Raw genomic sequence first — 14,696 nt, forward strand, 5'->3', positions numbered from 1 at the left:
GGGGGGGGGGCCGTCCCGGCCTCGATCTCCCGCGACTTGGTCCCGCGCGCCTCGGCCCCGTTGGCGATGGGCCTAATGCGCCCCTCCGCGGCGACGGCCGCGCCGCAGCCGGCCGAGCCGGCGACCGCCGCCCCCGCACCGGCTGCGCCCGCCGCACAGCCCCCCGGCTCCGAGGCGCGCGGCGTGCCCGAGGTGATCGACACCGGCACGCTCTCGTTCCGCGGCCGCACCGTGCGACTCACGGGCGTCGACGGCCAGGGCGGCCACCTCGCCCGCCAGCTCGCCCGATACCTGCGCCGCCGCGAGGTGGTGTGCACGCCCGATGCCGGCGGGACCCAAGGCACCCGGTGCCGCATCGACGGCGACGACCTCGCCGCCCTGATCCTCTCGGCCGGCGGCGCCCGCGCCACCGAGGACGCCCCGCCGGACCTGTTGGCGGCGGAAGAGCAGGCCCGCTCGGAACGCACCGGGATGTGGGGCGGGCGGCGGTGACGGACGCGTGCCGGGACAGACGGCCTTCGCCCTCTCGGTCCCCACTCCATCCGGCCTGACGCGAACGCTGTCCGGCTGCTAGCGTCCCATCCGACGCGAACAGAACGTCGATGGGAGGTCACGATGCGGAAACCCGTCCTGGGCGGCGTATGCGCGCTGCTGTGCTTCGGCTCGCTGGCCCTGGCCGAGCCCGCCCCCGACCACCCGGCGACCTTCAAGCCGGCGCAGCGCGAGGGCTACTTCTTCGTCGGGGGCACCTACGAGACGGCCGGCGGCAAGGCGGCTGCGGTCGGGCAGATGTTCGTCCAGTATCACGCGCCGGCGCAGGTGACGCAGCCCTACCCCGTGGTGATGGTGCACGGCACGGCGCAGACCGGTGTCAACTTCCTCGGCACGCCCGACGGCCGTCCCGGCTGGGTCGACCGCTTCGTCGAGAAGGGTTTTGCGGTCTACGTGGTCGATCAGGTCGGGCGCGGCCGATCCGGGGACAACCCGGAGGCCTACGGGCCCTATGCGCGCCTCGCGCCGAACGACCTCGAGACGATCTTCACGGGCCAGGAAAACTTCGGCCTGTTCCCGCAGGCCAAGCTCCACACCCGTTGGCCGGGCGGAGCCGGCGTGAAGGGCAACGCGGCGTTCGACCAGTTCTATTTCTCGCAGGTCCCGTTCATCGCCAGCGCCCTGCGCAGCGAGGAGCTCGTCGACCCGGCGCTGATCGCGCTTCTGGAGAAGATCGGTCCCTCCGTCCTGCTGACGCACTCGCAGGCCGGCGTGTTCGGCTGGGCGGTGTCCGACCGGCGGCCCGACCTCGTGAAGGCACACGTCGCCGTCGAGCCGAACGGGCCGACCTTCTACGACATCCGCTTCAAGGGCGGCGCCGACTGGTACGAGAAGGTCGGCGAGGCCCGCGCGCGGCCCTACGGGATCACCCGCGTGCCGCTGACCTTCGATCCGCCGGTCTCGCCTTCGACGGACTTGGTGGTGGCGCAGTCCGAGGCGCCGCTCCGCCCCGGCCAGATCCGCTGCTGGCTCCAGGCCGAGCCGGCACGCAAGCTGCCGAACCTCGCGCGCGTGCCCGCCGTGATCGTCACGGCCGAGGCGTCGTTCCGCGCGACTATGGACGATTGCACGGGCGCCTTCCTCGAACAGGCCGGCGCCAAGCCCGACCGGCTGGCGCTGGCCGAGCACGGCATCCACGGCAACGGCCACATGATGATGCTGGAGACCAACAACGGCGAGGTCGCCGACGCGATCATCGGCTGGATTGCCGGCACGCTGAAATAGCGAGGACGCTCTACCGGAACGGCGGCTCGTCGAAGCTCCTGAGTTTGCGCGAGTGCAGGCCGTGGCGGTCGCCGCGCAGGATGTCGAGGGCGGCGAGCCCGATCAGCAGGTGTTCGGCCACCGCGCGCTCGTAGAACGCGTTGGCCGCGCCCGGCAGCTTGATCTCGCCGTGCAGCGGCTTGTCGGAGACGCAGAGCAGGGTGCCGTAGGGGACGCGGAGCCGGTAGCCCTGCGCGGCGATCGTCCCGCTTTCCATGTCGACGCCGATGGCGCGGCTGAGGTTGATCCGGCGGCGCTCCTGGCTGAAGCGCAGCTCCCAGTTGCGGTCGTCGTAGGTGACGACGGTGCCGGTGCGCAGGCGGCGCTTGAGCGCGTCGGCCTTCTCGCCCGTCACCTGCGCGGCCGCGGCCTGCAGCGCGAGCTGCACCTCGGCGAGCGCCGGCACCGGCACGTCCGGCGGCACCAGCTCGTCGAGGATGCGGTCGCGGCGCATGTAGCCGTGGGCGAGCACGTAGTCGCCGATGGTCTGCGACTGCCGCAGGCCGCCGCAATGTCCGACCATCAGCCAGCAATGCGGACGCAGCACCGCGAGGTGGTCGGTGATCGTCTTCGCGTTCGACGGGCCGACGCCGATGTTGACGAGCGTGGTGCCCTGCGCGGTGCCGTCGGCACCTTCCGCGACGAGGTGGTAGGCCGGCATCTGGAAGCGATGCCAGGGCGAGGCCGCCATCAGCGCCGCCGGATCGGCCGACGCCGCCTCGCCGCGCGTCACGGTGATGCCGCCCGGCATGACCAGCTTGGTGAAGCCCTCCGCGCCCGAGGCCAGGCGCTCCAGTCCGTGGCGGACGAACTGGTCGACGTAGCGGTGGTAGTTGGTGAGCAGGATCCAGGGCTGCACCTCGCGCCAGTCGCAGCCGGTGTAGTGCACGAGGCGGCGCAGCGAGTAATCCACTCGCACGGCGTCGAACAGGGCGAGCGGGCGCGGCTCGTCGGCCATTGGCTGCCACAGGCCGTCGGCGATCTCGTCGCCGACGAGCGACAGCAGCGGCACCGGGAACCAGGTCGCGAGCTCGGCCGGGCTCACCCGCCCGGCGCCGAGGTCGGTGCCCGGCTCGAGCACGTAGGAATACGGGATCTCCTGCGCGCTCAGGCCGACCTCGAGCCCGACGCCGTAATCGGCCACCAGCGGCTCGAGCTGCGCCGTCAGGTAGGCGCGAAAGTCCGCGGGGCTGGTCACGGTGGTGCTGTAGGTGCCGGGCGCCTGCATCTTGGCGGTGGCGCGGCTGATCCGCGGCACCGGGCCGGCGGGCCGGTAGGTGACGCGCAGCTCGGGGTAGCGGAACTGCAGCCGCTCGGCGGCGTCCGGCGGCGTGCCGCCGTCGAGGGTCCGGGTCAGCGCCGTGCGCAGGGCCTGGGTCGCGCCGGCATGCAGCTCGACGAGCCGGTCCACGGCGGTCGCGACGTCGGCCACCGCCTCCATCGGGCGCAGTTCGTTCTCGATCACGCGCGATCCCCTTGCTGCTTCGTCTCGGCTCTACACCCCCCTGCCCGGTCGCGCGAGGCGGGGCTTGCGGTCCGCGCCGACTTGTCGGAAAGCCGCCGGACGGACCGGTCGGGACGCCATGGACGCTGACAGCAACGATTTCGCGCGCCGCGAGGGCGAGGAGGCAATCGCCCTCCCCGAGCAGGCCGATGCCGGCGTGCACTTCATCGGCCGTATCCGCACGCCGTGGACCATCCGCGGGCAGTGCCCGAAGAACGGGCTGCAGACCGACGCGGCCTGCACCGTCGAGGTCGATCCGGTTTACGCCGCGGGCCTCCGGAACGTCGAGGGCGCGAGCCATCTGATCCTGCTCTACTGGATGGACCGGGCCGAGCGCGGCCTCCTCGTCCAGCGCCCGCGCCACGCGAACGGGAGCCGCGGCACGTTCTCGCTGCGCTCGCCGGCGCGCCCCAACCCGATCGCGCTCTCTGTGGTGGAGTTGCTAGGGCGCGATGGCGCGACGTTGACGGTACGCGGGCTCGATTGCCTCGACGGCACGCCGCTCCTCGACATCAAGCCCTACTACGCCACCACCGATTCCCGGCCCGGGGCCACGGTCGACCGAGCCGGGACCGTCCGCGCATGAGGCGCCGGGTCGCGCTCGCCGCCACCGCCGTGCTGCTCGTCGGCGCCGGCATCCTGGTCGGGCGGATGCTCGCCACCGCCCCTGTCAACGTACGGGCCTACGCCCTGGGACGGCTCTACGCGGTGCAGGCGCATCTCGACGAGGCGCCGGCGGCCTACGTGTTCCTGGCCGGCGATTCCCACGCGGAGCTGCAGGCCCCGGCCCAGCGGCCCTGCGGCCTGGAACTCGTCAACGGCGGCGTCAGCGGCGCCACCGCACCGGTCTACGCCGACCTCGTCGCGACCCTGCGGTTTCCCGTGCGTCCGCGGGCCGCCGTGCTGACGATCGGCACCAACGACATCCTGTCCAAGAACGACCCGCGCGACCCGGCCGCGGCGGCGCGCTACGAGGCGGCCGCGACGCGGATCATCCGGCAGCTGACGGCCACGACGGATCGCCTCGTGGTCACCGCGCTTCCGCCGATCGGGCGCGAGCTCGACGGACGCCTCGACCCGCTGGCGGTCGGCGACTACTCGGAGCGCCTGAAGGCCCTGTGCACGCGCCTCGGCTGCCGCTTCGCCGACCCGTTCGCCGCCATCCGAGACGGGACCACGGGCTTCGCCAAGCCCGGCGCGATGCGCGACGGCTTGCACTTGTCAGCCTATCGCCCCGCGCTCGCCGCCCTCGCGCCCGCTCTGTGCAGCGCCGGCACGCCTTAAGCGAACTTCCGCCGGCAAATAAGGTTGTGTCGGCGGAGACAAGTTTCCACGTTGCAGGTGCGCAACGCCCGGGAACAGGTCTAAGTATTCCGGCGACCGGGACGATCCGGCATCGCGTGGCGATGAACGGGTGAACAAGTCCCGGCGGGGTGTGGCCAATGGGTCGATCGAACGAGGGCGCAGACGAGACGCCCGACGTAAACGGAAGCACGAGCGCCATGGTGGACCCGAAGGTCTACGTGCCGGCGCTGCTGACCCTGTTGTCCAACACGCTGACCAACAACGCGTCGATCTTCTACCGGCAGCATTTCGGCGTCGGCCTGACCGATTGGCGGATCATGTACCGGCTCGCCTCGGACCCGTGGATCACCGCACACCGGATCTGCGAGCTGTCCGCCCTCGACAAGGCGGTGGTGAGCCGCAGCATCGCCTGGATGGAAAGCCGCGGCCTCGTGTTGATCCGCGGCGACGCCGAGGACGCACGCCGCCGCCTGCTGGCGCTGTCGCCCGCCGGCCTCGACCTGCACGACCGCATCACCGTGGTGGCGCTGCAGCGCGAGCGCAACTTCCTCGCCGCGCTCAAGGAAGACGAGGTGGCCGAGACGATCCGCCTGCTGACGAAGCTGGTGGACAACCTGGGCGCGTTCTCGACGCCGGTGGCGATCCCGCCGCAGCGGGTCGCCCCGATCGAGTCCGCACCGCCGACCTCGCCGCGGCGGGCGATCAAGCCGCGTTAGGCTTCGGACCGTTCGCGGCCGGCGGGCGGATCCGGTACCACCCGACGTAGAGCGCCGGCAGGAAGAACAGCGTTAGGAAAGTCGCCGCGATGATGCCGCCGATCATCGCGTAGGCCATCGGCCCCCAGAACACCTCGCGGGCGATCGGCACCATGCCGAGGCTCGCCGCCGCCGCCGTCAGCAGGATCGGGCGCATGCGGTGGCGCGTCGCCTCCACCACCGCGTCCCAGGGCCCGAGCCCGTCGGCCTCGCATTCCTCGATCTGGCTCACCAGGATCACCGCGTTGCGGATGATGATGCCGATGAGCGCCAGGATGCCGAGGATCGCGACGAAGCCCATCGGCTTGCCCGAGGGCAGGAGCGCCGCGACGACGCCGATGAGCCCGAGTGGCGCCACGCTCGACACCAGGAACAGCTTCTGGACGCTCTGAAGCTGGATCATCAGGAACACCGCCATGGTCAGCAGCATCACCGGCACCACCGCCGCGATCGGTCCCTGGCCCTTGGCCGCCTCCTCGACGGCGCCGCCGGTGGCCAGCGCATAACCCTCGGGCAGCGCCTCCGTGAAGGCGGCGATGTCGGAGGCGAGCGCCGCCACGATCGTCGGCGGCTGAGTCGCGTCGACGATCGGTGCGCGAACCGTGAGCGTCGCGACCCGGTCGCGGCGCCAGACGATCGGCTGCTCCAGGTCGAAGCCGATCCGCGCGAAGGCGAGCAGCGGCACCACCGAGCCGTTGGCCAGGCTCACCTGCAGGCTCTGTAGGGTGTCCAGCGAGGTCCGCTCCGCCGCCTGCGCCCGGCCGACGACGTTGACGAGGTAGATCGAGTCCCGCACCTGTGTGATCGAGGAGCCGCCGACGACGCCGTTGAGGATGCCGGCGATGTCCTGACTGGTGACGCCGAGCTGGCGCGCCTTGTCCTGCAGGATCTCGACCCGCAGCACCTTGCCGGGCTCGTTCCAATCGAAGGTCGGCACGCCGACATGCGGGCTCTTGGCGACGATGTCGGCGAGCGCCAGCGCCTTGGCGCGCACCACCTGCAGGTCCGGCCCGCTGAGGCGGTACTGGATCGGCCGTCCCACCGGTGGGCCGAGCGAGAGCGGGTTCACGAACACGTCGGTGCCGACGAAGTCGCGCTTCGTCCGCGCCTCGAGCTTGGGGAACAGGCGGTCGCGCGCCTCCAGCGACGTCGTCACGACGACGACCTGCCCGAAGAAGCTGTTGGCGAGCTGCTGGTCGAGCGGCAGGTAGAAACGCACCGCGCCCTGTCCGACATAGGACGACCAGCGCTCGATGTCCGGGTCGCCCTTCAACGTGGCTTCGAACCGGTCCATCTGCGCCCGCGTCTCGGTGATGGTGGCGTTCTGCGGCAGGGTGAAGTCGACCAGGATCTCGGTGCGGTCGGAGGCCGGGAAGAACTGCTGCTGCACGAAGGTCATGCCGAAGATCGACAGGCCGAGCAGCGCGACGCAGGCAGCGACCGTGAGCCAGCGCCAGCGCATGGCGGCGACGAGCACGCGCAGGAACAGGCGCCCCATGCGGCCGGGCTCGTGGCTGTGCTTCTTCATGGTCTTGGGCAGCAATGTCACGCCGATCAGCGGCGCGAACAGCACGGCCACCACCCACGAGACCAGGAGCGAGGCCGCGATCACCACGAACAGCGAGTAGGTGTACTCGCCGGCCGAGGAGCCGTTGAAGCCGATCGGCAGGAAGCCGGCCACGGTCACCAGCGTGCCCGTCAGCATCGGGAAGGCGGTGGAGGTGTAGGCGAAGGTCGCAGCCTTCTTCAGCGAATCGCCGAGCTCGAGCCGCGCCACCATCATCTCGACGGTGATCATCGCGTCGTCGACCAGCAGGCCCAGCGCGATGATCAGCGCACCGAGCGAGATGCGCTGCAACGTGACGCCCATGATCTGCATCACCACGAAGACGATGGCGAGCACCAGCGGGATCGAGATCGAGACCACCAAGCCGGCGCGCACGCCTAGGCTGACGAAACTCACCGCGAGCACGATCACCACCGCCTCGACGAGCGCCTGGGTGAAGCCGCCGACCGCCTCCTCGACGATGCGGGGCTGGTCGGAGACCAAGTGGATGCCGACGCCGATCGGCAGCTTGGCCTCGATCAGGCGCATCCGCGCCTTCAGGTCCTCGCCGAAATGCAGCAGGTTGGCGTTCGGCCGCATGGCGATGGCGAGACCGATCGCCGGCTTGCCATCGACGCGGAACAGCGCCGCGGGCGGGTCCTCGTAGCCGCGGCTGATCTCGGCCACGTCCGAGAGGCGGAAGAAGCGGTCGTTGATCCGCAGGTTGATCGTCTCCAGCGAGGTCTCGGACGAGAACTGCCCGCTCACCCGCACCGAGACCCGCTCGGGGCCGGCCTGGACCACGCCCGAGGGCGAGATCGCGTTCTGGCTCTGCAGCGTCTTGATCAGGGACTGGATGTCGATGCCGTAGCCGGCGAGCTTGCGCGTGGAGAAGTCGAGGAAGATCGTTTCCTTCTGCGTGCCGAGCAGTTGCGTCTTGCCGATGTTGGGCACCTTGAGGATCTCGGTGCGCACGCCCTCGACGTAGTCGCGCAGCTGACGGTGGCTCAGGCCGTCGGCGGTGAAGCCGTAGACGTTGCCGTAGACGTCGCCGAACTCGTCGTTGAAGAACGGCCCCTGCATCCCCTGCGGGAAGGTGCCCTGGATGTCGCCGAGGCGCTTGCGGACCTGGTAGAACGACGGCTGGATCTCGGACGCCTTCGTGGTGTCGCGCAGCTGCACGAACACCGTGGCGTTGCCCGGCGTGGTGTAGCTGCGGACGTAGTCCAGGGTCGCGACCTGCTGCAGCTCCTTCTCGATCCGGTCGGTGACCTGCTCGAGGGTGTCGCCGATCGTGGCGCCGGGCCAGACCGCCTGCACCACCATCGTCTTGATCGCGAAGGGCGGGTCCTCCTCGCGGCCGAGGCCGCGATAGGCGAGCGTGCCGGCCACCAGGCAGATCGCCATGAGGAACCACACGAACGAGCGGTGCGACAGCGCCCATTCCGACGCGTTGAAGTTACCCACGATCGGAAATCCTGCCCACGATTCAAAATCCGCCCACGATCAAAGGTCCTGCGTGCCGGGAACGGCGATGGGCGTATCCGCGAGGCGGATCGCCTGGCCCTCGGCGAGGGAGTGGACGCCGGCGACCACGACGCGGTCGCCGGCCGAGAGGCCGCTCGCGACGCCGACGTAGTCGCCCCTCCGGTCGGCCACCGTGACCGCGACGCGCTTGGCCGCGTCGCCGGCGGCGTTGACGACCCAGACCGCGTCGCGGCCGTCTGCGCTCAGGATGGCGGTGGCGGGCAGGACGAAGCGCGGCGGGACCTTGCGCACCAGCGAGACGGTGATCGTCGCGCCGAGCCGGAAGGCGCCCGGCGGGTTCTCCAGCGACATCCGGATGCGCCGGGTGCGGGTGCTCGAATCGGCGAAGGGCGCCGTCTCGCGCACGGTGCCGACCGCCGTCACCGTGGGCGCGCTCTGGAGGGCGACGGTGAAGCGGCCGTCCTTGGGCATGGCCGCGACGAGGTCGTCGGGGATGTCCACCACCGCTTCGCGCACCTCGGGCCGGGCCACGGTCACCACCGTCTGCCCGGCGGTGAGATCCTGCCCGATCTCGGCGTTGCGCTGGGTGACGACGCCGTCGAAGTCGGCGTGGAGCTCGGTGTAGCCCATCTGGTCGCGGGCCTTCTGCAGGCTCGCCTGCGCCTGGGTCAGGCGCGCCTGCGCCGTGTCGCGGTTGGCCACCATGCCGTCGAGCTGGGCCTGGGTGACGTTGCCGCCCTCCATCAGGCGACGCGTCCGCGCCTCGGTGGCGGCGGCGTTCTCGGACTGCGCCTTGGCGTCGGCGACGTCGGCTTCGGCGCGGGTCATGGCGAAGCGCGGCACCACCGTGTCGAGGGCGGCGAGCCGCTGCCCCTTCTTCACGAGGTCGCCGACGGTCACGTCGCGGGCGACGACGCGGCCGCCGACCTGGAATCCGAGCTGCGACTGGTAGCGCGGCTCGACCGTGCCGGCGAACGGCCCGAACCGCACCGCCTCGATCGGCTTGGCGACGGCGTACAGCACCGGCCGCACCGGCGGCGCCTTCGCCTCCTCGGCGGGCTTGCAGGCGGCGAGTGCGAGCAGCGATGTCCCGGCGAGGATGGTGACGAGAGGCAGCTGGATGCCGCGAAACGCGGAATGCCTCACGCTTCCATCCTTCACCTGCGGCGCGGCGTGACACGCGGGTCCCCTCTCCCGAGCGGGAGAGGGACAGGGTGAGGGACGAGAACTCACCGGAGAGGTCACGCCCCTCACCCCAACCCTCTCGCCCTGGGAGAGGGGGCCGCGATGCGACGCGCGGAAACCGTCAGCGATCGGGTGAAACACCATCACTTCGCGGCTCCCGTCGCGACCTGCTCGGCCACCGTCACGGTCTGGCCCGGGCGAAGGAACTGGATGCCGGCGATGACGACCTCCTCGCCGGACGCGACGCCGCCCGCCAGGGCGATGCTGTCGGGGCCGTAGCGGTCGATGGTCACGACGCGCGGCGCGACCGTCCCGGCGCTTGGGTCGCGCACCCACACGGCGGGCTGGTTCTTCCAGCGGTAGAGGGCCGACCACGGCAGCACGACCGCCGCATGGCTCTGGAACCGGCCGCGACCGATCACCACCGCGCCGAGCGTCATCGCCGGCGGCGTCTCCTTGAGGCCGACCTTCACCCGCACCGTGCCGGAAGCCGGGTCGACGCTGGGCGAGATCTCGCGGACGCTGCCGAGGGCGGTGACCGTCGGGTTGCCCTGAAGCGTCACGTCCACGGTTCCCGATTGCGGCGGCGCGGCGAGCAGCGCCTCGTAGACGTTGAAGACCGCGTCGCGCGGCCCGTCCTGCGCCAGGGTCAGGACCGACTGCCCCGCCTGCACCACCTGGCCGACCTCCAGGGACCGGCTCAGCACCACGCCGGCCACGCCCGACCGCAGCTCGGTGTAGGACAGCTGCTCCTGCGCGGTCCCCAGCGCCGCCTTGGCCGAATCCACCGCGGCCTGGGTCGTGCGCAGCTGCTGCTCGGCGTTGTCGTAGGAGGGCCGCGTGGTGTAGCCGCTGGCCATCAGCTGCTCCTGGCGCTTGAACCCGAGCTTGGCCTGCGTCGACAGGGCCTCGGCCGAGGCGAGCGCGGCCTGCGCGTTGGCGAGGTTCGAGCGCTGCTCGCGCGGATCGAGCCGGGCCAGGACCTGGTCGGCGGCGACGTGGTCGCCGACCTCGACGAGGCGGGTCTCGATCTTGCCGGCGGTGCGGAACGAGACGCTGGTCTGCCCCTGGGCCTGGACGTCGCCGGTGAAGACGGCGTCGGAAGCGATCATGCTCTTCGTCGCGATCACGGTGCGCACCAGGGTCTGCGCCATGAGGCCGACCGGCGCACCGGCTTGCGGTTCGGCTTGTTCGGCGCTTGCCGCGGCCGCCGCGAGCAGCGCCGCGGCAAGAGCGGAGACAAGCACGACGGGGAAACTTCGGTTCACGGCGTTCCTCGGCTCCGCACGCTCTATCGCGGCGCGAACCTATCCACTATCTTACCGACCGTCCAGACGGTTTTTACGGGGTAGGGAGATGGACGACGTGACGGCCAAGGCGCGCAGCCGCCGGCAGGACCGCGCCGAGGTGATCCTCGACGCGGCCGAGGCGCTGCTGCGGCGCTCGGGCACCCGGACGCTGACCATCGACGCGGTCGCCGTGGAAGCCGGCTTGAGCAAGGGCGGGGTGCTGCACCACTACGCGTCCAAGGACGCGCTGTTGACCGCTCTGGCCGTCCGCAAGGTCGGCCGGATCCGCGTCGGCATCGCCGCGTGCCTCGCTTCCGCCCCCCACGGGCCGGCGGCGCTGCCGCTCGCGGTGGTCGCGCATGCACGCCAGGTCTACGCCGAGGAATGCGGCTTTCCCGATTCGCTGCTGATCGCGTCGGCCGACAACGCCGACGCGGCGGCGGCGTTCTCGCAGTTCCTGAGCGAGCTGCTCGCCGCCATGGGCGCGGCCGAGGCGCGGTCGGGCCAGGGGGCGGCGCTGACCTTCGCGGTGCTGGGGTTGATGCTGAGCCGGTCCCTCGACTTCCACCGCATCGACGGCGCGCCGCTGGACCGCCTGTTCGACGCGCTGGAGGCGCAGGCGCGCGCACTGCCGAAGGCTCAGTAGAGCGCGTTGGCGGCGAGCGCCTGGAACACCAGGGCGTGGCGGTTTGCGAGCGCGTCGACGTCGTGGGTGTAGCCGCCGCCGATCACCGCCACGAGGGGGATGCCCCGCGCCCGCGCCTGCCCGACGACGTAGCGGTCGCGCGCCAGCAGCCCGTCGTCGGTGAGCGCGAGACGCCCGAGGCGGTCGTCCCGGTGCGGGTCGACGCCGGCGTTGTAGAAGACGAGGTCGGGCGCCAGCGCGTCGAGCAACGGCGGAAGCCGCGCCTCGAGCACGGCGAGGTAGCCGGCATCGTCGAGCCCGTCGGGCAGGCCGACGTCGAGGTCGCCGGCGATCTTGGCGGTCGGATAGTTCTTCTCGCAATGGATCGACAGCGTGAACAGGTCTGGTGAGCGGGCGAGGCAGTCGGCGGTACCGTCGCCCTGGTGCACGTCGCAATCGACCACGAGCGCCCGACGGATCGCACCCTCGGCCTGCAGCGCGCGGGCCGCGACCGCCACGTCGTTGAACACGCAGAATCCCGCCCCCTGCTCGCGCCGGGCGTGGTGGCTGCCGCCGGCGGCGCTGCCGGCGAGTCCCTGCACCAGGGCGAGGCGCGCGGCGAGCAGCGTGCCGCCGACGGAGGCGCGCGAGCGTCGGACCACGCTCTCGTCCACGGGCAGGCCGATCGCCCGCTCGATCGCCCGCGGCACCGCGAGCCCGAGCACGGCTTCGACGTAGGACGCGTCGTGGGCGAACCGTAGGAGTTCGGGCGAGGCCGGCTCCGGCGTCGTGAACCCGCGCGGCGCCAGCCCGCGCTCCATCAGGACCTCGGCAAGCCGCCCGTACTTGCGCATCGGGAAGCGGTGCCCGGCCGGGAGGATCGCCTCGTAGGCCGGATGGAACACGATGGGCGGGATCACCGCCCGAACGTCAGGTCGGCGGCGATGCGGTCGGCGAGCGCCCGGCCGCTGTCGAAGGCCGCCTCGATCCGCGGACCCAGGCACCAGTCGCCGGCGGCACCCAGCCGCTGCGCCGGATCGTAGAGGCAGGGGTGGCCGAGCGCCGACTCGACCATGGCGTAGCGCCAGCGGTGGACGGCGGCGTAGGTCGGGCGGACCGACGTCCCCAGGCGCGCTTCGAGGGCGGCGACCAGGGCGGCCTGCACTGCCTCGCGCGCCTCCTCCAGGTGGGCGCGCGACCAATCCGGCGCGGCGTGGACCACGAGGCGATGCCCGGGCGCCCGGCCGGGCTTGGTCTCCTCGCGCGCGATCAGCGCGATCGGACTCTCCGGAAACGTGAGATGCGCTTCCGGGAAGCCTGGTGCCGCATCGAGGTCGAGCAGCAGCGACCAGCACGGCGCGTAGGATGCGCGCTCCGGCCCCGGCAGCGCGACGCCGCTCGTCTCCATCAGCGCCGTCACCTGCGGCGCCGGGAAGGTCACCGCCACGGCGGCGAATGGGCCTTCGGTCGCGCCCGCGGCATCCGTCAGCATCCAGCCGCGATCCCCCCGCGCGACGCAGGCGATCGTCGTCTCCAGCGACACCGGCAGCCCGTCGAGCAGGTGGCGGACAGGCGCCGGCATGCCGGGCAGGCCGACCTCGCGGCCCTCGACGTCCCAGGGCGCGGCGACGCCGGCGGCGATCCAGGCCGCGCATTGCGCGCGAAACGCCTCGCCCTTCGCGCGGAAGAACTGTGCGCCGTGGTCGAAGCGGGCGCCGGCTTGCGTGCGCCGCGTCGCCATGCGCCCGCCGATGCCGCGGCCCTTGTCGAAGACGCGGACGTCGAGGCCGGCCTCGGCGAGGCGCCGGGCGGCGGCGGCACCCGCCATGCCGGCCCCGAGGATCGCGACGGTTCCGCCTCCGGCCAAAGCTTCGCTCCCTCATCCGCTTGGTGCTGCTGTCATACGGCTGAAACGCGCGCGCTGTTAGGGGCAGTCAGCCGACGCGGCCGCGCGCCGCGGGACAGGCCGGTTCGGAGATGCCCGCCGCATGGGTCTCGTCAGCACCTTTCCGGCCCCGGACGGCACCACGGTCGCCCTCGTGCTCTGCGCACTCCTGACGGCCCTGCACCTCGCGAGCCTCGTCGTCGCCGGCCGGCGGATCGGGCGACATGCGTCCGGGACGACGTTTCCGGTGGGCGCGCCCGTCTCGCTGGTGCGTCCGGTCTGCGGCCTGGAGACCTTCAGCGAGGAGACGCTCGCCCGCGGCTTCGCCCTCGACTACCCGGCCTACGAGATCGTCTTCTGCGTCGCCGACGCCGCCGACCCCGTGCTGCCGCTGGTCCGCCGGCTGGTCGCGGCGCACCCGCGGGTCCCGGCCCGCATCCTCGTCGGCGACGAGCGCATCAGCGACAACCCGAAGCTCAACAATTGCGTGCGCGGATGGGAGGCGGCGCGGCACGATTGGATCGTCATCGCCGATTCGAACGTGCTGATGCCCACCGATTACCTGCAGCAACTGCAGGCCGCCTGGCGCGACGACACCGGCCTCGTCTGCTCGACGCCGATCGGCGCCCGCCCGGACGGGATCTGGGCCGCGGTCGAATGCGCCTTCCTCAACACCCTGCAAGCCCGCTGGCAATATGCCGGCGAGGCGGTGGGGCTCGGCTTCGCGCAGGGCAAGAGCATGCTCTGGCACCGCCCGTTCCTCGAGGCGCGGGGTGGCATCCGGGCGCTCGCCGCGGAGATCGCCGAGGACGCGGCGGCGACGAAGCTCGTGCGCGCGGCCGGCCGCCGGGTCCACCTCGTCGCCGCGCCGTTCGAGCAGCCGCTGGGGCGCCGCGCGGCGTTCGAGGTCTGGTCGCGGCAGATCCGCTGGGCGCGCCTGCGCCGGGTGACGTTCCCGCTGTTCTTCGCGCCCGAGATCGCCAGCGGCACCTTGCTGCCGTTCGTGATTGCGGGGTCGCTCGCGGGCACCTGGACAGCGGCGGCCGGGCTCGCGGCGCTGTCGGCTTTGGGCTACGCGGCCGAGTTCCGGCTCGCCGCGCGCGCCGGCTGGTTCCACGCGCCGCGGCTGCTCGTCGGCTTCCTGCTGCGCGACGCCCTGATCCCACTGGTCTGGTGCGCGGCCTGGACCCATCGCGCGATCGTCTGGCGCGGCAACGCCATGGACATCCGCCTGAAGGGCGCCGTCGGCCCGCGCGCGGTCCTCCGGCGGGCACGCGCCGCCTGAGGCGGTTGCATCGC

At 72.0% G+C, this 14,696-nt stretch carries 12 protein-coding genes and 1 pseudogene; 7 read left to right on the forward strand and 6 right to left on the reverse strand.

Features of this window, described 5'->3' with window-relative positions; translation table 11 throughout:
• Both FV226_RS13530 and FV226_RS13535 read left to right on the forward strand, forming a co-directional pair.
• A pseudogene (locus tag FV226_RS13530) lies at positions 1-492 on the forward strand (penicillin-binding protein); the annotation flags it as partial.
• Positions 493-615: 123 nt separating this feature from the next.
• Positions 616-1,776, forward strand: a complete 1,161-nt coding sequence (locus FV226_RS13535; protein WP_147763317.1) for an alpha/beta hydrolase — start codon at positions 616-618, stop codon at positions 1,774-1,776.
• 10 nt (positions 1,777-1,786) lie between these two features.
• Here FV226_RS13535 and FV226_RS13540 read toward each other — a convergent pair whose 3' ends face one another.
• The gene (locus tag FV226_RS13540; protein ID WP_210246519.1) at positions 1,787-3,256 is read right to left on the reverse strand and encodes an AMP nucleosidase; all 1,470 of its coding nucleotides are present in this window, start codon (positions 3,254-3,256) and stop codon (positions 1,787-1,789) included.
• 142 nt (positions 3,257-3,398) lie between these two features.
• Between FV226_RS13540 and tsaA the strand changes: the two genes are divergently transcribed.
• The 3 genes from tsaA (at position 3,399) to FV226_RS13555 (ending at position 5,340) form a co-directional block, all read left to right on the forward strand.
• Positions 3,399-3,905 carry a tRNA (N6-threonylcarbamoyladenosine(37)-N6)-methyltransferase TrmO gene (tsaA, locus tag FV226_RS13545; protein ID WP_147763319.1) on the forward strand — a complete coding sequence of 169 codons (507 nt, stop codon included), beginning with the start codon at positions 3,399-3,401 and terminating at the stop codon, positions 3,903-3,905.
• Positions 3,902-4,603, forward strand: coding sequence for an SGNH/GDSL hydrolase family protein (locus FV226_RS13550; RefSeq protein WP_147763320.1), 702 nt, complete (start codon positions 3,902-3,904; stop codon positions 4,601-4,603). Before tsaA ends, FV226_RS13550 begins: the two co-directional genes overlap by 4 nt.
• 218 nt (positions 4,604-4,821) lie before the next feature.
• On the forward strand, positions 4,822-5,340 hold the full coding sequence (locus FV226_RS13555; protein WP_187273549.1) for a MarR family winged helix-turn-helix transcriptional regulator: 519 nt from the start codon (positions 4,822-4,824) through the stop codon (positions 5,338-5,340).
• Here FV226_RS13555 and FV226_RS13560 read toward each other — a convergent pair.
• The 3 genes from FV226_RS13560 to FV226_RS13570 form a co-directional block, all read right to left on the reverse strand.
• The gene (locus FV226_RS13560) at positions 5,327-8,392 is read right to left on the reverse strand and encodes an efflux RND transporter permease subunit (RefSeq protein WP_147763322.1); all 3,066 of its coding nucleotides are present in this window, start codon (positions 8,390-8,392) and stop codon (positions 5,327-5,329) included. The genes FV226_RS13555 and FV226_RS13560 overlap by 14 nt on opposite strands.
• Positions 8,393-8,431: 39 nt before the next feature.
• Positions 8,432-9,559, reverse strand: coding sequence for an efflux RND transporter periplasmic adaptor subunit (locus FV226_RS13565; protein WP_238272547.1), 1,128 nt, complete (start codon positions 9,557-9,559; stop codon positions 8,432-8,434).
• Between the two features lie 182 nt (positions 9,560-9,741).
• Complete coding sequence (locus FV226_RS13570) at positions 9,742-10,866, reverse strand: efflux RND transporter periplasmic adaptor subunit (protein ID WP_147763323.1); 1,125 nt, start codon at positions 10,864-10,866, stop codon at positions 9,742-9,744.
• 88 nt (positions 10,867-10,954) lie between these two features.
• Between FV226_RS13570 and FV226_RS13575 the strand changes: the two genes are divergently transcribed.
• Complete coding sequence (locus FV226_RS13575) at positions 10,955-11,533, forward strand: TetR/AcrR family transcriptional regulator (RefSeq protein WP_306422431.1); 579 nt, start codon at positions 10,955-10,957, stop codon at positions 11,531-11,533.
• Here FV226_RS13575 and FV226_RS13580 read toward each other — a convergent pair.
• Positions 11,527-12,429 carry a histone deacetylase gene (locus tag FV226_RS13580; RefSeq protein WP_147763352.1) on the reverse strand — a complete coding sequence of 301 codons (903 nt, stop codon included), beginning with the start codon at positions 12,427-12,429 and terminating at the stop codon, positions 11,527-11,529. The two genes, FV226_RS13575 and FV226_RS13580, sit on opposite strands and share 7 nt — an antisense overlap.
• On the reverse strand, positions 12,429-13,379 hold the full coding sequence (locus FV226_RS13585; protein WP_147763324.1) for an FAD-dependent oxidoreductase: 951 nt from the start codon (positions 13,377-13,379) through the stop codon (positions 12,429-12,431). Before FV226_RS13585 ends, FV226_RS13580 begins: the two co-directional genes overlap by 1 nt.
• Positions 13,380-13,500: 121 nt before the next feature.
• Here FV226_RS13585 and FV226_RS13590 point away from each other — a divergent pair, with 121 nt between their 5' ends.
• On the forward strand, positions 13,501-14,682 hold the full coding sequence (locus tag FV226_RS13590) for a ceramide glucosyltransferase (RefSeq protein WP_147763325.1): 1,182 nt from the start codon (positions 13,501-13,503) through the stop codon (positions 14,680-14,682).
• Positions 14,683-14,696: the final 14 nt, after the last annotated feature.

This window comes from Methylobacterium sp. WL12, assembly GCF_008039475.1.
GTDB lineage: Bacteria > Pseudomonadota > Alphaproteobacteria > Rhizobiales > Beijerinckiaceae > Methylobacterium > Methylobacterium cerastii.

Excerpts from the sequence above, each read along its gene's own strand:
- FV226_RS13535 (WP_147763317.1), top strand. The coding sequence starts at position 616 with ATGCGGAAACCCGTCCTGGGCGGCGTATGCGCGCTGCTGTGCTTCGGC.
- FV226_RS13540 (WP_210246519.1), bottom strand. The coding sequence starts at position 3,256 with ATGGAGGCGGTGGCCGACGTCGCGACCGCCGTGGACCGGCTCGTCGAG.
- tsaA (WP_147763319.1), top strand. The coding sequence starts at position 3,399 with ATGGACGCTGACAGCAACGATTTCGCGCGCCGCGAGGGCGAGGAGGCA.
- FV226_RS13550 (WP_147763320.1), top strand. The coding sequence starts at position 3,902 with ATGAGGCGCCGGGTCGCGCTCGCCGCCACCGCCGTGCTGCTCGTCGGC.
- FV226_RS13555 (WP_187273549.1), top strand. The coding sequence starts at position 4,822 with ATGGTGGACCCGAAGGTCTACGTGCCGGCGCTGCTGACCCTGTTGTCC.
- FV226_RS13575 (WP_306422431.1), top strand. The coding sequence starts at position 10,955 with ATGGACGACGTGACGGCCAAGGCGCGCAGCCGCCGGCAGGACCGCGCC.
- FV226_RS13590 (WP_147763325.1), top strand. The coding sequence starts at position 13,501 with ATGGGTCTCGTCAGCACCTTTCCGGCCCCGGACGGCACCACGGTCGCC.